Annotated in this window: 17 protein-coding genes; 6 read left to right on the forward strand and 11 right to left on the reverse strand. The window is 66.4% G+C overall.

Going from position 1 to position 18,607, the window contains the following annotated elements:
• Positions 1-156: 156 nt before the first annotated feature.
• From AB4Z10_RS06400 to flaF, 4 genes are all read left to right on the forward strand, one after another.
• Positions 157-1,539, forward strand: coding sequence for a flagellin N-terminal helical domain-containing protein (locus AB4Z10_RS06400; RefSeq protein ID WP_441469554.1), 1,383 nt, complete (start codon positions 157-159; stop codon positions 1,537-1,539).
• A 201-nt stretch (positions 1,540-1,740) separates the two neighbouring features.
• Positions 1,741-3,132 (forward strand): flagellin N-terminal helical domain-containing protein, encoded by a 1,392-nt coding sequence (locus AB4Z10_RS06405; RefSeq protein WP_441469555.1) that lies wholly within the window; start codon positions 1,741-1,743, stop codon positions 3,130-3,132.
• Between the two features lie 52 nt (positions 3,133-3,184).
• Positions 3,185-3,577, forward strand: a complete 393-nt coding sequence (gene flbT, locus AB4Z10_RS06410; RefSeq protein WP_441469556.1) for a flagellar biosynthesis repressor FlbT — start codon at positions 3,185-3,187, stop codon at positions 3,575-3,577.
• Entirely contained in the window at positions 3,561-3,932 is a 372-nt protein-coding gene (flaF, locus tag AB4Z10_RS06415) for a flagellar biosynthesis regulator FlaF (protein ID WP_441469557.1), read from the forward strand. Before flbT ends, flaF begins: the two co-directional genes overlap by 17 nt.
• A gap of 89 nt (positions 3,933-4,021) precedes the next feature.
• Here the strand turns inward: flaF and AB4Z10_RS06420 are convergent, their stop codons facing one another.
• From AB4Z10_RS06420 to AB4Z10_RS06455, 8 genes are all read right to left on the reverse strand, one after another.
• On the reverse strand, positions 4,022-5,539 hold the full coding sequence (locus AB4Z10_RS06420) for a flagellin (RefSeq protein WP_441469558.1): 1,518 nt from the start codon (positions 5,537-5,539) through the stop codon (positions 4,022-4,024).
• Positions 5,540-5,546: 7 nt separating this feature from the next.
• A complete protein-coding gene (gene flgK, locus AB4Z10_RS06425) occupies positions 5,547-7,418 on the reverse strand; it encodes a flagellar hook-associated protein FlgK (protein ID WP_441469559.1) in 1,872 nt (623 codons plus the stop codon).
• Positions 7,419-7,477: 59 nt separating this feature from the next.
• Positions 7,478-8,875 carry a flagellar hook protein FlgE gene (locus tag AB4Z10_RS06430; protein WP_441469560.1) on the reverse strand — a complete coding sequence of 466 codons (1,398 nt, stop codon included), beginning with the start codon at positions 8,873-8,875 and terminating at the stop codon, positions 7,478-7,480.
• Positions 8,876-9,050: 175 nt separating this feature from the next.
• Positions 9,051-10,064, reverse strand: a complete 1,014-nt coding sequence (locus tag AB4Z10_RS06435; protein ID WP_441469561.1) for a YcjF family protein — start codon at positions 10,062-10,064, stop codon at positions 9,051-9,053.
• Positions 10,065-10,091: 27 nt separating this feature from the next.
• Positions 10,092-11,537: a YcjX family GTP-binding protein gene (locus AB4Z10_RS06440; RefSeq protein ID WP_441469562.1), complete on the reverse strand. Its 1,446-nt coding sequence runs from the start codon at positions 11,535-11,537 to the stop codon at positions 10,092-10,094.
• Between the two features lie 157 nt (positions 11,538-11,694).
• A complete protein-coding gene (locus AB4Z10_RS06445) occupies positions 11,695-12,222 on the reverse strand; it encodes a SixA phosphatase family protein (protein ID WP_441469563.1) in 528 nt (175 codons plus the stop codon).
• Positions 12,223-12,260: 38 nt separating this feature from the next.
• Positions 12,261-12,485, reverse strand: a complete 225-nt coding sequence (locus tag AB4Z10_RS06450; protein WP_441469564.1) for a helix-turn-helix domain-containing protein — start codon at positions 12,483-12,485, stop codon at positions 12,261-12,263.
• Positions 12,486-12,494: 9 nt separating this feature from the next.
• Positions 12,495-13,133: a DUF2975 domain-containing protein gene (locus AB4Z10_RS06455; RefSeq protein WP_441469565.1), complete on the reverse strand. Its 639-nt coding sequence runs from the start codon at positions 13,131-13,133 to the stop codon at positions 12,495-12,497.
• 15 nt (positions 13,134-13,148) lie between these two features.
• Here AB4Z10_RS06455 and AB4Z10_RS06460 point away from each other — a divergent pair, with 15 nt between their 5' ends.
• Entirely contained in the window at positions 13,149-13,775 is a 627-nt protein-coding gene (locus AB4Z10_RS06460) for a hypothetical protein (RefSeq protein WP_441469566.1), read from the forward strand.
• Here AB4Z10_RS06460 and AB4Z10_RS06465 read toward each other — a convergent pair.
• Positions 13,750-14,595: an AAA family ATPase gene (locus AB4Z10_RS06465; protein WP_441469567.1), complete on the reverse strand. Its 846-nt coding sequence runs from the start codon at positions 14,593-14,595 to the stop codon at positions 13,750-13,752. The genes AB4Z10_RS06460 and AB4Z10_RS06465 overlap by 26 nt on opposite strands.
• Before the next feature lie 213 nt (positions 14,596-14,808).
• Between AB4Z10_RS06465 and AB4Z10_RS06470 the strand changes: the two genes are divergently transcribed.
• Positions 14,809-16,602: a cation:proton antiporter domain-containing protein gene (locus tag AB4Z10_RS06470; protein ID WP_441469568.1), complete on the forward strand. Its 1,794-nt coding sequence runs from the start codon at positions 14,809-14,811 to the stop codon at positions 16,600-16,602.
• Here AB4Z10_RS06470 and AB4Z10_RS06475 read toward each other — a convergent pair.
• Together AB4Z10_RS06475 and AB4Z10_RS06480 are read right to left on the reverse strand one after the other, a co-directional pair.
• On the reverse strand, positions 16,538-17,641 hold the full coding sequence (locus tag AB4Z10_RS06475; protein WP_441469569.1) for a glycosyltransferase family 4 protein: 1,104 nt from the start codon (positions 17,639-17,641) through the stop codon (positions 16,538-16,540). The two genes, AB4Z10_RS06470 and AB4Z10_RS06475, sit on opposite strands and share 65 nt — an antisense overlap.
• Complete coding sequence (locus AB4Z10_RS06480) at positions 17,641-18,546, reverse strand: UDP-2,3-diacylglucosamine diphosphatase (protein ID WP_441469570.1); 906 nt, start codon at positions 18,544-18,546, stop codon at positions 17,641-17,643. The genes AB4Z10_RS06475 and AB4Z10_RS06480 overlap by 1 nt, the downstream gene beginning before the upstream one ends.
• Positions 18,547-18,607: the final 61 nt, after the last annotated feature.

Genomic DNA, 18,607 nt, shown 5'->3' on the forward strand with positions numbered 1-18,607 from the left:
TTAGCGCCTGCTTAACCATGGTCCGACGAGCCCCGCCTTGCGCTCAATTTGCGGAGGGAAATTTACCGGTTGTTACGGGCTGGCGCTCCAGGGTCGCCCCGTCCTGGCCAGAACGGCCCGGACGCCAGAAGGCATCCTACCAGAAGGTAAAAACAGATGGCCGTCTCTCTCAATGCGGGCGTGCGCAACGCGCTCTCGTCGCTGCAGTCGATCACCGCCCAGGCCCAGGCTTCCCAGTTCAAGCTGGCGACGGGCAAGAAGGTGAACTCGGCAGTCGACAATCCCGTCAACTACTTCACCGCCGCTTCGCTCAATGACCGTTCCAGCCAGCTCACCGGCTTGCTCGACGGCATGTCGAACGGCATCCAGACCATCCAGGCGGCCTCCAAGGGCATCGACGGCATCACCAAGCTGGTGAGCTCCCTGCAGTCGACCATCAAGCAGGCGCAGTCGGACGCGGCTCAGAACCGCCCGACCAAGGCCGGCACGGCCCTCGCAACGGCCGGCGAGCAGGTCGCGACCTCGAAGAGCCTCAAGGACGTCGCGCTCGACAAGAAGCTTGTCGACGTGACCGGCGGCACTGCCGCCACCGCCGACGCTGCGACCGCAACCAGCTCGGGTGACGTGGGCATCGCCGACGACGCCGACGGCGTGCGCGCTGCTATCTCGATCAAGGCGGGGTCTACGACCTACACCGCCTCCTTCGACGCCAAGAACGCCTCGGTTCGTGACGTCGTCAACGAGATCAACAAGTCGGGCGTCGCCACCGCCTTCGTCGACGAGAAGGGCCAGCTCAACGTCAAGGGCACCGGCTCGGATGATGTCGAGTTCGGCTTCGGCACCGCCGCCGTGACGGCGGCTTCCGCTGGTAATCCCACGTCGGCGGAAATCGATACGGCCAACACTGCCGCTATCACCGCCGCCGGTACCGGCACCAGCAACACCGCCATCGGCTTCCTGGCCGCTGACGCCACCACCGCCGGCGCGATCAAGGGGCAGAGCATCACCTCGGCGGTGCGCTCGAACCTGATCGACCAGTACAACGACCTGCGCGGCAAGATCGACGATCTCGCCAAGGACTCGAGCTTCAACGGCATCAACCTGCTGAAGGGTGACCGTCTGTCGATCCAGTTCAACGAGAAGGCCGGCAAGAACCAGACCAAGCTCGACATTCAGGGGTCGGACGTCACCTCCGACAACCTGGGTATCGCCCAGGCTGGCAACACCCAGCTCGCCGGCCAGGTCAACTTCCAGAACGACTCCGACCTCGAATCCGCGACCAAGGCTCTCACCGGCGCCCTGACCTCGCTGAAGTCGCTGTCGTCCAGCCTCGGTGCCAGCCTCTCGGTCGCGCAGACCCGTCAGGACTTCACCAAGGACATGGCGGACGTGCTGAGCACCGGCGCCTCCAATCTGGTTAACGTCGACGCCAACTCGGAAGCCGCCAACCTGCTCGCGCTGCAGACCCGTCAGCAGCTCTCGCAGACGGCGCTATCGCTTTCGAACCAGAGCGACCAGGCGGTCCTGCGCCTGTTCTGATCTTCGGTCCGCAGAAGCGGATCAGCCCGCAGAACGCGGGGCGAAGTCAAAGAGCGGCGGAGCTTCGGCTCCGCCGCTTTTTCGTTTGGGCGCGGCAACGGGATCGGCGCCGCGATTAACCTTTTGTTATCCCTAACGCGGGATGATCACCCCTGAAATCAGGTTGCATCGCGCCGGAGTCGCGCGTTCAGGGGACCGAAGATGGCCAGCACGATCCTTTCCAGCGGTGTCCGCAACAACCTGCTGACGCTGCAGCAGACCACGGCCCAGCAGAGCGTCATCCAGAACCGCCTCGCCACCGGCAAGAAGGTCAACTCGGCGATCGACAACCCGGTGAACTACTTCACCGCCCTGTCACTGAACGATCGCTCCAGCCAGCTCACCGGCTTGCTCGACGGCATCTCGAACGGCATTCAGACCATCCAGGCAGCCTCCAAGGGCATCGACGGCATCACCAAGCTCGTCCAGTCGCTGCAGTCTACGGTCAAGCAGGCCCAGGCCGATGCCGCGCAGAACCGTCCGACGAAGGCCGGCACGACTCTCGCCACGGCGACCGAAGCGGCGGTGACGAGCAAGAGCCTCAAGGACATCGCCCTCGACAAGCGCGTGGTCGACGACAACGGCGCCGGCGCCAATGCCGCAACCGCTACGTATTCCGGTAATGTCGGCGGTCCGGTTCTCGCCGCGGGCGACGAGGCGACGACCTCAATCACGCTGACCTCGGGCTCGACGACCTATACCGCCAGCTTCCTCAGCACGAACGCCACCGTTCGCGACGTCGTCAACGAGATCAACAAGTCGGGCATCGCGACCGCCTTCGTCGACGAGAAGGGCCAGCTCAACGTCAAGGGCGTTGGCTCCGAAAAGGTTCAGTTCGGTATCGGCACCGCGACCTTCACACCGGCCGCGCCCGGCGCCCCGACCGCGGCTGAAATCGCCGGGGCCGGCGCCACAGCCCTGACCACGGCCTCCGGCGTCGCCAGCGACAACACCGATTTCGGCTTCGCGCTGACCGACAATACCGCCGCCGGCACCACGATCGTCGGAGCCAGCATCACCTCCGCGGTGCGCTCGAACCTGATCGATCAGTTCAACGACCTGCGTAACAAGATCGACGACCTCGCCAAGGACTCGAGCTTCAACGGCATCAACCTGCTGGCCGGCGACCGTCTGACCATCCAGTTCAACGAGAAGACCGGCAAGAACCAGACCAAGCTCGACATCCAGGGCTCCAACCTGACCTCGGACAATCTCGGCATTCCGAAGGCCGTCAACACACAGCTCACGGGCTTCGTCAATTTCCAGAACGATGCCGACCTGGACAAGGCCACCCAGTCCCTGACCGGCGCCCTCACCTCGCTGAAGTCGCTCTCCTCGACGCTGGGCTCCAACCTCTCGGTCGCGCAGACCCGGCAGGACTTCACCAAGGAGCTGTCCAACCTTCTGACGACCGGTGCGGGGAACCTCGTCCTGGCCGACCCGAACGAGGAAGGCGCGAGCCTCCTGGCGCTCAACACCCGCCAGCAGCTCTCGCAGACCGCGCTCTCGCTGGCGAACCAGGCCGACCAGGGCGTGCTGCGCCTCTTCGGCTGACGCCTTCGGGTCAGGTTCGCCCCCCTCCCCTCCGCCAGAAGGCAGGACAGACATGGCTCTCAAGGTCGAGCTCAAGCCGCGCGAACGGATCATCATCGGACAGGTGGTGATCCGCAACGACGAGCAGCGCACGCGCTTCTTCATCGAAGGCGACGCGCCGATCCTGCGGGAGAAGGACATCCTGACCGCAGCAACCGCCGACAGCCCGGCCAAGAAGATCTACTTCGCCATCCAGCTGATGTATCTGGCGCAAGACCCGACGCACCAGCACGAGATCTTCTTCGAGCTCGTGCGCGATTTCGCCCAGGCCGCACCCAGCGCTCTGCCGCATATTCACGAGATCAATAACTGCATCTTAAGCGGGGATCTCTATAAGGCTCTCAAGGCAGCCAAGAAGCTGATCGCCTACGAAGCGGAACTGATCGAGCATGCAAAACGGGTTTAACGCCTACGCCGCCGCCGCCAAGACCGCCCAATCCGTCGTTTCACCCCGCGAGCTCGAAGCCTCCCTCCTGATCAAGGCCGCTACCCGCCTCCAGATCGTCGCCGACGACTGGGCCGCGCGCGAGCGCGAGCTCGACGAAGCCCTGACCTATAACCGCAGGCTCTGGACGCTGCTCGTCTCGGCCGTGATCGCAGAGGACAATCCGCTGCCGGTCGGCATCAAGCAGAACATCCTCAGCCTCGCCAATTTCATCTTCAACCACACCTTCAAGCTCGCGGCCGATCCGCAGCCTCAAGGTGTCGGCATCCTGATCAACATCAACCGCGACATCGCGGCCGGCCTGCGCGGCCGCTGACGGGTTACCCAAAGCAGCTCACGAGATCGCAAGCGAAAACGCCGCCCGAAGGGGCGGCGTTTTCGCTTGTAGCCAGGCGAGTGCGGCGTTCAGAGGAAGTTCGTGAGCGACAGCTTCGAGAGCATCGAGGTCACCTGATAGCTCGCCTGAAGCTGCGTCTGCAGCGACAGGATCTGCGTCGCGACGTCCTCGGTCGAGACGTTCTCGATGCCCGAGAGCGTCGTCGTCAGGTAATCCTTCGTGCTCTGGTGGCGCTCCTTGGCGCTGGCGAGCGCCGTCTGGGCGGAGCCCAGCTCGGTGATGATCTCCGCCGGCTTCTGGGTGCTGCCCCCAAAACCCAGCTTCTCGCTGACGCGGGACGTCATCGCCTCGTAGCGCGCCTGCGAATTGGCGTCGCCGGCCGGGAAGTTCTCGACCGCCATGATCGCGAACTGCGCGAGGCCGACGCGGAACGCCTCCTCATTCGCCCGGGCGCCTGTCCCGACCGTTTGCCCCTGGTCGATCTGGACCGTCGAGGTGCTGCGCGCCGGATCAGCGCCGTCATCGCCGCGATACCAGATCACGGTCGTCGCCGCGGCACCCGCATTGGTCGGCGCAGCTGTGGCCGTGTCGAAGGGCGGTCCCGGTACCCGCTTGGGCGGATTGTTGAGGCTGCCCGCGAAGAAATCCTGGGCCGCAACCTGCGAGGAGGCGGCCGAGAGCGTCGTCTTCGCCTCCTTGCCGAGAGCCGCGTTGATCGAGTTGCGCAGATTGGCCGCCGTGGCGTTGGGATCGGCGCCGATCTCGAAGGAATCGGTATCCGAGCCGGTCGTTCCCGTGGCGCGGGCCGTGAGGACGATTTCCTCCTGCGTCCCGTCCGGCAGGTTGAGCTTGAGCCGCACCGTGTCGCCCGCCACCGGCTGCGACGCGACGTTGACGGAGACATCCGCCGGCGGCCCGGGATTGAACGTCGTCGCCAGCGCTGCGGAGCTGCCGGAAATGCCGGCGATCTTGAAACCATAGGGATGAACGGTCGCCTCTTCGGCGATGGTCGCCGTCGTGCCGGCGCCGCCGGCCGTCAGCCGCCCGAGCCCGGAACCGAAATCGGCCTGCCGGCGCTCGTCGATCAGCTGCTTCAGCCCGGCCTTGCCGGCACCGTCGCCATTGATGATCTCGTCGAAGCCGGCGGCGGGCTGCGTGTCCGAGGTCTTGCCGGAGAAGAGGTAGCGGCCGTTGACCGAAATGTTCAGCAGGTCGAGCGTCTGCTTGAACTTCTCCTCCGCCAGCACCTGCGGCGAGGACCGCCCGCTGGCGCTCGGCACATAGCTGTTGGAGCGCGTGTCGTTGCGCGTCTCGCTGGTGAGTTTCGCGAAGTTCTCGACCGACGTCGTCTGCAGCTTCACGTTCACATTGCTCAGATCGATGCCGCTCAGCCAGGAGTTGAGGGTGGAGATCTTGGCATTGAGATCGAGGCTGACGCGCCGATCGATGCCGAGGTCGCCATAGCTCGTGCTGCGCTGCTTGGTGTCGAGCTGGCGCTGGAGATCGTCGAACTGGGCGCGGGTCGAGACGAATTCGTTGGGCTTGGCCGCGCGATAGGCACCGGTTCCATAGGCGGTGATGGTCATGGCGGGCTCACACTCTCAGCAGCACGTCCATCATCTCCTTCACGGTGGAGATGATGCGGGCATTGGCGGCGTAGGCGGTCTGCAGCTCGATCAGCATCGACATTTCCTGATCGACATTGACCTGTGCGGTCTCCTGGAAGCGACTCTGGATCGAGGCGAGCGCGACCTGCTGGCCCTCATCGAGGCGCTTGGCGGCCTCGACAGCCTGTCCCTGGGACGAGACCACGCGCTGAACGAAATTGCCGATCGTCGTGYTCGAGGTCGCGCCGTTGCCGTCGAGACCGACCGTGTTGGTGAAGGAACGCTGGCTCTGCGTCAGCCGGTCCAGCATCAGCTTCGGCCGGGTGACATCGCCCTGCGCCGTCGCCGGCGACGTGCTGTAGACCGCGAGCAGCGAGCGATCCGCGACGAGCGCCGGATTGACCGCGATCCGCGATGCGAAGCCGACGGTCTGCGAGCCGCCTTCATAAGAGCCGGTGAAGGGGACGCCCGCCGAGCCATCGACGAAGAAGGGCAGTTCCGGCGTGCCGCCTGCCGAGGACAGCGCCGTGTTGGTCGGCCGCGACGTCAGGCCGATCACGTCACGCGTGCCCGCAGCACCATCGTCGACGATGCTCAGCACCGAGCCGGTGTTGGAGACCGTGAAGCCGGGGCCGACGGCCGCCTGGATCTGAGCCGCGACCGAGGCCGGACCGCCGGAGAAATCGATGCCGACCACGCGGTTGTTGGCATCGCCACCAGCCGAGGCCGGCAAAGGCAGCGAGGAGGCGGAATCGACGCGAACGAAGGTGAAACGCTGGGTCTGGCCGCCCGGCGTCACCTTGTAGTCGAGCGTCATCGTGTTGCCGGACTGCAACCCGGCCATGTCGACCTCGAGGCCGGAGGCCGCGCCGGCCGTCACGGCCGTGCCGGCGATCTCGCGGTCCGAGAGCGCCTTCGACATCTGCGCCGCGATCTCGTCGAGCTGGGCCTGCGCCTGCACCAGCGTCTTGTCGCGCAATTCGATGTTCGCCGCGATCTCGCCCGAGCGGAAGATGCGGTTGGCGATCGCGTCCGAGACGTTGCCGGACGAATCCTTCATCGTGATCGTGCCGACGCCGCGCTTTGCCGGGTCGGCGTTCCACTGGTCATCAGGGCCGAGCCCGCTATGCTCGTCGAAGCCGAAGGTGACGGAGGGCTGGCCGTCGAAGAGCTGCGTGCCCGATCCGGTGACGACCGAGACCGAGCCCCGCGCATCCTCCGTCGTCTTGATGTCGACGTATTGCGAGAGCTCGGACAGGATCAGATCGCGCTGATCTTTCAGAGTGGCCGTCGAGCTGTTGTTCGGCGCCGCGACGATGCGGGAGTTGACCTTGGTCAGCGCGCCGAGCAGGTCGTTCACCTTGGTGACGGCATTGGCGATGCCGTTCTCGGCCTGGGCGCGCAGGGCCTGCACGCCGTTCGAGAGCGTGTTGAGCTGCCGGGCCAGCTGCGTCGCATTGTCGATCACCTGCGAGCGCAGGCTGTAGGATGACGGGTCGTTCTGCAACGACTGCAGCGCGCCGGTGAACTTGCTGAAGATCGTGTCGAGCGCTGTCGAGCTGCCCGGCGCGCCGTAGAGCTTGTCGAGGTTCGATAGCGCGCTCGCCCGCGTTGAGGTGTAGGCGGCGCCCGAGGCTTCCTGCCAGAGCTGATGCTGGACGATCTTGTCGAGCAGGCGCTGGACCTGCGTGTTCTGCACACCGATCGTGAGCCCGGACAGGCTGTCGGCAGTCGATACCGACCGCCGGACATAGCCCGTCGTCCCGGCATTGGCGACGTTTTGCGAGACGACGCCGATGCCGACCTGCGTGGCATTGAGCCCGCCGATCGCCGTGTTGAGGGAAGTACTCAGACCCATCGCCAACTCCTGTCGCTAGCCGCGGCCCTTCTGGGCCGCTCTCAACCCGGATGTGCTGCTCAGCGGATGATGTTGAACACGGAGGTCAGCATCTCCTGCGCGGTGGTGATGACCTTGGTGTTGGCCGAATAGGCCTGCTGGGTGACGATCATCTTCGAGAACTCATCGGCGATGTCCGTGTTGGACTGCTCGACCGAGCCGCCAACGAGCTGCGAAGTGCCGAGGCCGATGATCGGCGGGCCGGATTCGATCGTCTCCTCGAAGGCACCGCCATCGAGCCGCTTCAGGGAGTTGTCGGCGTTGAAGCGCGCCACCGAGAGCTGGGCGAGCGCAACGACCTGACCGTTGCTGAACGTCCCGATCACCTGCCCCTCGGCCGAAACCGAGACGCGATCCAGCGTGCCGGCGGTGTAGCCGTCCTGACGGATGCTGCGCGCATCGATCTGGCCGCTGACGTCGCCGTTCTGTGTCAGGCCGTTGCCACCGGTGGTGAGGTTGATGCCGGTGACGGTCGTCCCGCCGATCGTCATCGTCGGCAGCGCGATATTGCCACCGGCCGGATTCGTCATCTGCCCTGTCGCATCGAAGGTGATCGAGGTGTTGGCGTTGCGATAGGCGACTGCGGCGCCGGCCGCCCCGGTGTTCTCGGCGACGAACAGGTTCCAGGTATCGGTCGTCGCCGGCGGGCCGGCCGAAGCATTCGTGGTCTTGGCCCAGCGCAGCTCCACGCTCGTCGCCTTGCCGAGCGTGTCGTAGACCGTCACGGACCCGCCAGGGATCGACTGGCTCAGGAAGCTCGTCATGTCGCTGCCGATGACGACGCCGGCGCCGCCCTGGGTGGTCGAGAGTGGGTTGGACGTGAAACCCGCCGGGCTCAGCAACTCCGAGCCCGGAACCGTGCTGTCGGCCTTGTTGGTCTTCGGATAGGCCGGGATGTTGGCGCGATACTCGATCGAAGTCGTCGCCTTGGCCGGGAACTGCTCCTTGGTGATGCGCAGCACGTCCGGCTGGGTGCCGATGAGCTGGCCGGTCACCTGGTCGATCTTCAGGCCCTTGAGGTAGTAGCCCGCGCCGTTGACCAGATAGCCGTTGGCGTCGAAGTCGAAGTCGCCGCGGCGGGTATAGAGGTTCTTGTTGGCGAACTGCGTGTTGGCGCCCACGCCGCTCGAGCGTTGATCGACCACGAAGAAGCCATCGCCGTTGATGGCGACGTTAGTGTCGATGCGGGTCGGGTTCAGGTCGCCCTGGATCGAGTTGGTCGCCCGGCTGTAGGCCGCGACCGAACCGGCGATCTGCCGGTTGAGCGCAGCATCGGGCACCAGATCGGCGAAGCTGGTATCGACGCGCTTGTAGCCAGCCGTCCGCGAATTGGCGATGTTTCCGGAGATGTTCTCGAGCGCATAGGACTGCGCCGTCATCCCCGAAACCGCTGTCGTCAGCGCACTGAAAACACCCATGGAACCCTCACCTCGACCGGCGCCCCCCAAGGGCAGCCCACAACTCGAGGCTTGATCTGCATGGCGCATGCCATAGGTGTATTCGTTTTATTTCAGAGGGTTACATCGTTTACGAAGGGTTTTCCGGCAGTCCTGACCGGGCAGATTCGCCTGCGGCCGGCAGAATTTGCCGGGCTCAGGCCTCGTTGTTCTTGCCAGCGCGCCAGGAAGCGAGATCGCCCGCAACTTCGGCGAGCGTCGGCGGCTTCGCCTCGACGAAGGGCAGCGGCCGACAGACCTCGAGCGCAGCAAGCCCGATGCGGGCGGTCAGCATGCCGTTGATCACGCCCTCGCCGAGCTTGGCCGAGAGCCGCGCCGCGAGCCCCTGCCCGACGACCTGCTGAATCACCGCATCGCCCGCTGCGATGCCGCCGGTCAGGACGAGATGGTTCATCACCTGCCGCGCCAGCCTGAGCAGGCCGAGCGTGCCGGGCCGCCCCGCATAGATGCCGGCGATCGAACGCAGCAGGCGGGCGCAGGCGACCAGCACGAAGACGACATCGACCAGCGCCCGCGGGCTGACCGCCGTGACCAGCGAAACCCGCCGCGCTGCCTGCGCAATCTGCGCCTGGGCCATCGCGTCGAGCGGCACGAGCAGGTTGCGTTCCGCCACCGTCAGCATGTCGCGCGCCGCGAAGAGCTGCGGCAGCGCCTCCTGCAGCGCCGCCCGGCCCTGCGCCGTCTGCGGCCGGGCCTTGTAGAGACCAACGAGCTCTTCCGTGATTGCTCGGCCCTCGTCCGGAGTCCCGCCCGCGAGCGCCAGTGTCGCGCGCTCGCGCAGGGCCTCGACCTTCCGTTCGCGCAGGATGTCGCGCAGAACCCGCGCCAGCATGACGAGCAGCGCCAGCGCGGCGATGGCGGCGCAGACCAGCGCCGCATAGCCGAGCACCGGATTCTGGCTCATCAGCGCCGAGATCGTGTTCTCGACCCAGACGCCCGCCGCCAATGCCAGGAAGCCGGAGAGCCCCGCGACGAACAGCGAGCCCCAGGAGAAGCCGCGCTTCGCCGCCGGGGCGGCCACCGGCACGATGGTGTCGATCGGCTCGCTCTCCGGCAGGATCGCGACATCGCCGCGCCGAATGGCGCTCTCGCCGACGACTTGCTCCTGCCCCGGTTGGTCGAGGCGGATCGCGCGCGGTGCCTTGGTCATGGCCGGAATCTGCTCATGACAGCCTCCCTATGCCAGCCTGTCGCCGATCAGGAATTCCAGCGCGCGGTCGAGGCGAATCTGCGGCGGCGGCTTCGATCGCCCGCCCGCATCGGGCGCGACCAGCGGGGGCCGGAAGCGGGGCGCCCTCACCTGCCAATGCGCCTTGGGGTCGAAGATCGCCTCCGGCCGCTCCGGCAGATCGCCCGGAAAGATCGCCGCTTCCGCGACGCCGTCGAAAACCTGTCCGTCGATCTCCTCGCCCGCCTCCGGCACGCCGGCGATCGCCGGCAGCTCCTCGCGGCCCTGCTTGATCCTGACCTCGTCCGTCGCGCGCACCGCCGCAAGCGCCATCGACTCGACCCTTGCGCCCGCACCCTGCGCCCGCGAAAGCGCCCGCCCGACCAGATGCGCCATCACCGCCGCCAGCCGGTCATGACTGCTGTGATGGATGTGGTCTGCCTTGGTCGCAGCGAAGAGCACGCGCTCGATGCGCGGCGCGAACAGGCTCGACAGCCAGGAATTGCGGCCGACCGAGAAGGCGGCGAGCGCCTGCCCCAACGCGGTCTCGAGATCGGCCAGCGCGGGGGCGCCGGCATCGAGCGCCGCCAGCACGTCGACCAGCACGATCTGCCGGTCGAGCCGGGCGAAGTGATCGCGGAAGAATGGGGTGACGACGACGCGCTTATAGGCCTCGAAACGCTCCGCCATCAGGCCGGCGAGCGTGCCGGCCCTGGGCTCGCGATCATGACCGAGATCGAGCGGCGCGAAGGTCAGCGCCGGCGAGCCTTCGAGATCGCCCGGCATCAGGAAGCGCCCCGGCGGCGTCACCGCCACCGCCTCGGGATCGGCCCGGAGGCGCGCGAGATAGCTTTTGAACAGGTCGCTCGCCGCCTCGGCCACGAGCTCGTCCGGCGGCCCGTCCGGATCGCGCGCCGGGAGATCGGTGAGCCAGGCCTCGGCGGCAGCGCGCCGGTGCGCCTTGCGCGCATCCGCCACGGCCTGCGCCGACCATGTCTTGTAGTCCTGTCCGATCAGGGCAAGGTCGAGCAGCCACTCGCCGGGATAGTCGACGATGTCGAGCGTCAGCGTCGCCGGGCCTTTGAACCACCCGGAGGCGCGCTCATAGTCGATCTCGACGCGCAGCTCCGCGATGCGCTTCGTCGAGTCCGGCCAGCGCCTGTCGGCCCCGGTCATAGCGGCGCGATGCGCCTCGTAAGGAAAGCGCGGCACGTCCGGGTCGGGCTGCGGCACCAGGCGCACGCGGGCGATGCGGCCTTCCGAGGCTGCCTTCAGTACCGGCAGCCTTGCCCCTTCCATCAGGTTCTGGATCAGCGCCGTGGTGAAGACCGTCTTGCCCGAGCGCGACAGGCCGGTGACGCCGATCCGCAAACGCGGCCGCGCCAGCCCGAGCAGGCTGTCGCCAAAGGCGAGCGCCGCATTGCGGGCACTGTCGAGATAGGAGGTTTCGCTCATGAAGAGGAGGCGCGGAGAGAGCGCCCGAGGCTTCGCCGAGGCAAGCCGGCCGGCGCGGTTGCCGAGTGCCGGAGCGGAACGGACATGAGTCCGCGGGCACAGGAAACACAGGCAGCCGCGCTGTACGGTCGCGTCAGTAGAAGTACCGGGTATTCTCTCACTCGTCGGGACCTTCGCCGAGCGAGGCCGGAGTGACAAAGCGGTCGAGCCTGCCGCCGCGCTCGGCCACGTCGCGCCAATCCTCGACGGCGAAGTCGAGCACGGCAAGGCCGCAGGTCGGGTATTTCTGGCTCATCCGCGCCGCTGCATAGCGGTCGCCATGGCCGGTCAGAAGCGTCGCAAGTTCGGCGAAGCCAGGATTGTGACCGACCATCAGCAGAGTGCGGACATCGCCTTCGACGTCCTGCACGACATCGAGGAGGCGCTCCACCTTGGCTTCGTAAATGCGCGGCTCGTAGTGCGTCGCAGGCTTCTCCGGCAGCATCGGCGCCACCAGCTCCCAGGTCTCGACCGTGCGCTTGGCAGGTGAGATCAGCACGAGGTCCGGCAGCAGCAGCTCATCGGCGAGATAGCGCCCCATCACGGGGGCGGCCTCCCGGCCGCGCGCAGCAAGGGGGCGGTCGCGGTCGGCCACACCGGCGGGCCAGTTGGACTTGGCGTGGCGCAGAAGCATGAGGCGTCGCATGGGAAGAACCTAGCGATGCCGTCGATGATTTGCGAGGGTCAATCGCCCTCGATTTCCTCTCCCGGCTCGTAGCGCAGCAGATCGCCCGGCTGGCATTGCAGCACGGCGCAGATGCGCGACAGCGTATCGAAGCGCATGCCGCGGACCTTTCCCGATTTCAGCTGCGAGACCTGCTGCTCGGTCAGGCCGATCCGCTGGGCGAGTTCCTTCGAGCGCATCTTGCGACGCGCCAGCATGACATCGAGTTCGACGACGACGGGCATGGCGCCGGCTTACACGAAACTTTGATTCTCGTCCGACAGCCGGATCGCTTCCCGCAGCACATGGCCGAAGGCGATGAGCGTTGCTCCAGCAGCCAGCGCGGCGAAGATGCCGGGATCGAGCATGACCGCAATCTGCCTGTGGCCTGCGGGGTTGTCGAAGGTGAGCGCCATGCTCTGCACCGCGCGGACGATCGGGGTCGCGGCGCCGAAGCCAGCCAGAAGCCAGCCGACGCTCAGCAGCCCTGCAGCGTTCTCCTCGACGAGAACCCTCCCCTCGCCGAACGCCCGAAACAGCCTCCCCAGCCGCAGCATCGCCAGAATGAAGAGCCCGGCCGGGATCCAGGCGAGAGCGAACGCCGTCCAGTAGCCTCTCGCCGAAGGGGCGACCGGAGCATTGTCGATCCCGATCCCGATCGTACTCCGGGCATGGCGAGTGAGCGCTTCCGCATCGGTCCACAGCCAGATGAGACCGAAGAGCATGAGCAATCCTGCGGCATAGCTGAAGGCGCGTGCCCACAGGCTGACACTGCGCAGGCGGCCGGCCGCCTGCCGGGAAAATGCGGTCATAGGCAGGGATGATGTCGGCACGATTATTCCCTCGATTGACAAAATTAAACTAATAGATGAATTTTTGAATGTCAAAGCCAATATCAGAAGGACATCATGCGTATCGCCCCGCCCGTCTGCCTCGTCCTTGCAGGCCTGCTGGCCGCCTGCGGCCACGTCCCGCTGACGTCGCTGCCGAAACTGTCGAAGATCGATATCCGGACGACGCAACTCACCGACCTGCGCGCCGGTATCAGCCTGCCCGCCGACATCCGTCCGCTTCCGGGCGGCGTCACCATGACGATTGTCGCCTTGCCCAAGGACGGCGGCCGTCATGAACGCAAGGTCGTACTGGAGGAAGTGCGGGACGCGAACGAGCTCGCGAAGCTACCGGTCCTAGCGGCTCCCGGGCGCCGCTTCACCGTGTTCAGGCTGAGCGACGGCGACGCCGCCCGCATCAGTGCATTCCGGGAGGAAATGTTCGTCGGACCGCAGAACAGCGGCAATCGCGGCAGCCTGGCCCTGATGGCCGAAAAGGCCTGCCGGCTCGGCGACCTCTTGGGCAAGCCGATCCCGATGACGAGCTATCTGAAGACATCCGAGACGCAGGACTATGTCCTGCTGACCCGCGATGTCGATCTGGGCGAGGCCGTCCGCTCGGTCGATCCCAAGCTCGATCTGGCGACGGCGATCCCGCCCTGCGATGCGGTCGCCGGCCTCAGCGGCTCTCGCGCCGCGCCATGAAGGCGAGTTTCTCGAACAGCGAGACGTCCTGCTCGTTCTTGAGCAGCGCGCCGTGCAGCGGCGGGATCAGCTTGCGCGGGTCGCGCTCGCGCAGCACCTCCGGCCCGATATCCTCGGCGACGAGCAGCTTCAGCCAGTCGAGCAGTTCCGAGGTCGAGGGCTTCTTCTTGATACCGGGCACCTCGCGCACCTCGAAGAACAGGCGCAGCGCCTCCTCCATCAGCCGCTTCTTGATGCCAGGGAAATGCACCTCGACGATCGCCTGCATCGTCTCGGCATCGGGGAAGCGGATGTAGTGGAAGAAGCAGCGCCGCAGGAAGGCGTCCGGCAGCTCCTTCTCGTTGTTGGAGGTGATGATCATCACCGGCCGCTGCGCCGCCCTGATGGTCTCGCCCGTCTCGTAGACATGGAACTCCATGCGATCGAGCTCGAGCAAGAGGTCGTTCGGGAACTCGATGTCGGCTTTATCGATCTCGTCGATCAGCAACACGGGCCTGGCCGGCGAGACGAAAGCTTCCCAGAGCTTGYCGCGCTTGATGTAGTTGGCGATGTCCGAGACCCTGCTGTCGCCGAGCTGGCTGTCGCGCAGGCGGCTCACCGCATCGTATTCGTAAAGACCCTGCTGCGCCTTGGTCGTCGACTTGATGTGCCAGGTGATGAGCGGCGCCCCGAGCGCCGCCGCCACCTCCTCCGCCAGCACGGTCTTGCCGGTTCCCGGCTCACCCTTCACCAGCAGCGGGCGCTCGAGCCGGATCGCGGCATTGACCGCGACGGTGAGATCCTCGGTCGCGACATAGTTCTCGGTGCCGGCAAAGCGCATGGACAGTCCTTCTAAACGAACCGGCGGACGCTACCCCATCCCAGTCGGCGGCGGAAACGGCTTTTCGCGGGGCGACCTGAACCCTCTTGCGTAAGGGCTCGGCAGGTAAGGCAAATTCCTCACCGCCATAGCGATTCCAAGGTTGTGTTGCGCCGCGGCGAAACGCAAGAATTGCCGGACCAATTCCGCTCGCTCGAATCGCAGGATCGCCCTTTGGCCGGAACAGTCGATCCCTCCTTCTACAAGGACGCCGTCGTCGTGCTCGCGACGGCAGGGGTGATCGTGCCGCTGGCCAAGAGCCTGAAGGTCAATTCGATCATCGCCTTCATCGCCTGCGGAGCCCTGGTCGGCCCCTATGGTCTGGGCGGCCTCGCGGCCAAGCTTCCCCTGCTGAGCACGGTCACGGTCTCGAATGCCGAGGCGCTGGCCGGCCCGGCGGAGCTCGGCGTCGCCTTCCTGCTCTTCGTCATCGGGCTCGAACTCTCCTTCGAGCGCCTGATGACGATGAAGCGCCTCGTCTTCGGGCTCGGCCTCGGCCAGGTCGGGCTGAGCGCCGCAGCCATCGGCCTTGCCGCCTATGCCGCCGGCCAGCCGGCGGCGGCCTCCCTCATCATCGGCTTTGGCCTCGCTCTCTCCTCGACCGCGATGGTGGTCGAGCTGCTCGCCGCCAAGAGGCGCATGACGACCTCGGCGGGCCGCACCAGCTTCGCGATCCTGCTGTGCCAGGACCTCGCGGTCATCCCTCTGCTTTTCCTGATCAGCGTGCTCGACGCGCAGAACGGCTCAGGCTCGCTGCTCGTGGGCCTGGCGCAGGCCTTCGTCCAGGCTTTCGCCGCCATCGCCACCATCATCGTCATCGGCCGGTTGGCGCTGCGCCCGCTCTTCCGCCTGGTCGCCTCGACCGAGTCGACCGAGAGCTTCATGGCAGCGACGCTTTTGACCGCGCTCGGCACTGGGCTGATCGCGGCGGCGGCCGGCTTGTCGATGGGGCTCGGCGCCTTCATCGCCGGGCTGCTGCTCGCCGAGACGGAATTCCGCCGCGCCATCGAGGTCACCATCGACCCGTTCAAGTCGCTGCTGATCGGCGTCTTCTTCCTCACCGTCGGCATGGGCGTGAACCCGGCCGAGATCGCGGCCAATCCCGGCGCCATCATCGCTGTCGCGGTCGGGCTGCTGCTGGCCAAGGCCGCGATCATCTTCATCCTCGCCCGCCGCTTCCGGCTGTCGGCCGCGACGGCGCTCGAAACCGCGATCATGGTCGCGCCAGGCGGCGAGTTCGCCTTCGTCCTGCTCAATGCCGCGACCGGCACGGGGCTCATCGACCATCGGGCAACCAGCATTGTGCTCGCCGCCGTGTCGCTGACCATGGTCGCATTGCCGCTGCTTGCCCGGGTAGCCCGCCATCTCGCGCAGAAGCTGGCGCCCCCCGTCATCTTGCCCGACGAGGCGGCGGTGCTGCCTCCCACCGACCATGCACCACGCGCGATCGTGGTCGGCGGCGGGCGCGTCGGCCGGCTCGTCGCCTCGATGCTCGACGAGCACGGCAAGTCCCACATCGTCGTCGATTCGGATGCCGCGCTGATCACCGCCCAGCGCCGCGCCGGCCGCCCGGCCTTCTACGGCGATGCGAGCAAGCCGGAATTCCTGCGTCTCTGCGGCCTGGAGGAAGCAACGGCCTTGATCGTGACGATCGACAATTCGCGCGCTGTCGACGCCATCGTCCAGGCCGCCCGCACGCTAAGCCACGATATCGTCATTGTCGCCCGCGCCCGCGATGCGGCCCATGCCCGCCATCTCTACGAGATCGGCGTCAACGATGCCGTGCCTGAGACGATCGAGGCGAGCCTGCAGTTATCGGAAGCGGCGCTGGTCGGTCTCGGCGTGCCGATGGGTCTCGTCATCGCCTCGGTCCATGAGCGGCGCGACGGCTTCCGCGCTCAGCTCAAGCCGGCAGGCGCCGCGAAAGCCCCTGCCGTTCCGCGCCACGCCCGCTCGCGAAGGTTGTGAAGCTGGCGGCTCCCGCCTCGCGCGGCAGATAGCCGGCCTGCTGCGCCACGCGCCTGATATGGCCGTAGAACTGCGCCGCGCTGCTCGCCCAGCTGTGCCGGCCAGCCAGTTCGAGGCAGGTCTCGTGCGGCACCCTGAGCGCCTGCATGGCGGCGCTGCGTAAATCCTCGTCGAGCACCGCCGCGCCACTGCCGGCGAAGACATCGCGCGGTCCCTGAACGGGGAAGGCGGCGACCGGCAGGCCGCTCGCCGCCGCTTCCAGCAGCACGATGCCGAAGGTGTCCGTCAGGCTCGGGAAGATGAAGACATCCGAAGAGGCATAGATCGCCGCCAGTTCCTCGCCTTCCTTCACCCCCAGAAAATGAACGTCGGGATAGGCGCGCTGGAGATCGCTGCGCGCCGGCCCATCGCCGACCACGACCTTGCTGCCCGGCAGCCGCAGCGACAGGAAGGCGTCGAGATTCTTCTCCACCGCTACGCGCCCGACGCTGAGAAAGATCGGCCGCGGCAGATCGAGCACGCTCTGCGGGCGCGGATGAAACAGGCCGAGGTCGACGCCGCGCCCCCAGCGCACCAGATTCTGGAAGCCATGCTGGCGCAGTTCGTCCTCCACTGTCGCCGTGGAGACCATCACGGCGGCGGCAGGATCATGGAAGCGGCGCAGCAGCCGATAGCTCCAGCTCTCCGGAATCGGCCAGCGGGCGGCGATATATTGCGGGAAGCGCGTATGATAGCTGGTCGTGAACGGGCGCTTCTGGGCAAGGCAGACGGCGCGCGTCAGCCAGCCGATCGGCCCTTCCGTCGCGATATGGATATGGTCCGGCCCGAATTCGGCAACGCGCGCCGCCAGCGCACGGCGCGTCGCCAGAGCCAGGCGGATATCCGGATAGCTCGGCAGGCCGATCTGGTGGAAACCTTCCGGCGTCAGCGCCTGTGCGGTCACGCCGAAATCCGGCGCCGCCGCGATCATCCGCTCCAGCGAGCGCACGACCCCGTTGATCTGCGGGCGCCAGGCATCCGTTGCGACGAGGACGCGCATCAGTGCGCTTTCCGCTCAGCCGTTTCCGGCTGAACGCCAAGAATGCGCGCCAGCTCAAAGGGCCGGAGCTTGCTCCGGGCCGCCTCGGCCAGTTCCGGCACGGCGACTGGGTGGGTAGGCACGACGACCGGCACCGCCGTTTCGCCCTTCAGGCGGCCTTGCGGCCAGCGGATCAACTCGAAGCGCCCGTCATGGTGCTCGACGAAGGCCGTGCAGCTTTCGACCCAGTCGCCGGTGTTGATATAGGTCAGCCCCTCGATCTCGCGATAGGCAGCATGGTGGATGTGGCCGCAGATCACACCGTCGGCATTGTGCCGTCGCGCTTCGCTGGCAAGGCAGGTCTCGAACTCGCCGATATAGTTCACGGCGTTCTTGACCTTGTGCTTGGCCCAGGCCGAGAGCGACCAGTGCGGCAGCCGCAGGAAGCGCCGGACCTTGTTGATCACCATGTTGAGCCCGAGCGCGACCGTGTAGGCCCAGTCGCCGAGCAGGGCGAGCCATTTGGCGTTGCGCACCACGAGATCGAACAGGTCGCCATGGATGACGACCAGCCGCTTGCCGTCCGCCGTCTCATGGACGATGTCGTCGACCAGCGTGATGCCGCCGAACTGCAGCCCCGTGAAGTCCCGCAGGAAATCATCGTGATTTCCGGTGACGTAGATCAGCTTTGAGCCCTTGCGCACCTTGCGCAGCAGCTTCTGGACCACGTCGTTATGCGCCTGCGGGAAGTACCAGCCGCTCTTCAGCCGCCAGCCGTCGATAATATCGCCGACGAGGTAGATGGTCGGCGCATCATAGGCGCGCAGGAACTCCAGGACGAGGTCGGCCTGCGCTCCGCGCGTCCCCAGATGCAGATCCGAGATGAAGATGCTGCGAACCTGCTTCGCGTCGTCCTCGTCGGCCATTCCGGAGAGCCCCCGCTGTTGCGATGCTCCGGGCGTGTGTCTGATTTGCGTTGCGCTTTGA

It is taken from the genome of Allobosea sp. RAF48 (assembly GCF_052114025.1).
Lineage (GTDB): Bacteria > Pseudomonadota > Alphaproteobacteria > Rhizobiales > Beijerinckiaceae > Allobosea.

Excerpts from the sequence above, each read along its gene's own strand:
- AB4Z10_RS06405 (WP_441469555.1), top strand. The coding sequence starts at position 1,741 with ATGGCCAGCACGATCCTTTCCAGCGGTGTCCGCAACAACCTGCTGACG.
- AB4Z10_RS06445 (WP_441469563.1), bottom strand. The coding sequence starts at position 12,222 with ATGCGACGCCTCATGCTTCTGCGCCACGCCAAGTCCAACTGGCCCGCC.
- AB4Z10_RS06435 (WP_441469561.1), bottom strand. The coding sequence starts at position 10,064 with ATGACCAAGGCACCGCGCGCGATCCGCCTCGACCAACCGGGGCAGGAG.
- flbT (WP_441469556.1), top strand. The coding sequence starts at position 3,185 with ATGGCTCTCAAGGTCGAGCTCAAGCCGCGCGAACGGATCATCATCGGA.
- AB4Z10_RS06420 (WP_441469558.1), bottom strand. The coding sequence starts at position 5,539 with ATGACCATCACCGCCTATGGAACCGGTGCCTATCGCGCGGCCAAGCCC.
- AB4Z10_RS06400 (WP_441469554.1), top strand. The coding sequence starts at position 157 with ATGGCCGTCTCTCTCAATGCGGGCGTGCGCAACGCGCTCTCGTCGCTG.
- flaF (WP_441469557.1), top strand. The coding sequence starts at position 3,561 with ATGCAAAACGGGTTTAACGCCTACGCCGCCGCCGCCAAGACCGCCCAA.
- AB4Z10_RS06475 (WP_441469569.1), bottom strand. The coding sequence starts at position 17,641 with ATGCGCGTCCTCGTCGCAACGGATGCCTGGCGCCCGCAGATCAACGGG.
- AB4Z10_RS06460 (WP_441469566.1), top strand. The coding sequence starts at position 13,149 with ATGCGTATCGCCCCGCCCGTCTGCCTCGTCCTTGCAGGCCTGCTGGCC.
- AB4Z10_RS06480 (WP_441469570.1), bottom strand. The coding sequence starts at position 18,546 with ATGGCCGACGAGGACGACGCGAAGCAGGTTCGCAGCATCTTCATCTCG.
- AB4Z10_RS06440 (WP_441469562.1), bottom strand. The coding sequence starts at position 11,537 with ATGAGCGAAACCTCCTATCTCGACAGTGCCCGCAATGCGGCGCTCGCC.
- AB4Z10_RS06450 (WP_441469564.1), bottom strand. The coding sequence starts at position 12,485 with ATGCCCGTCGTCGTCGAACTCGATGTCATGCTGGCGCGTCGCAAGATG.
- AB4Z10_RS06430 (WP_441469560.1), bottom strand. The coding sequence starts at position 8,875 with ATGGGTGTTTTCAGTGCGCTGACGACAGCGGTTTCGGGGATGACGGCG.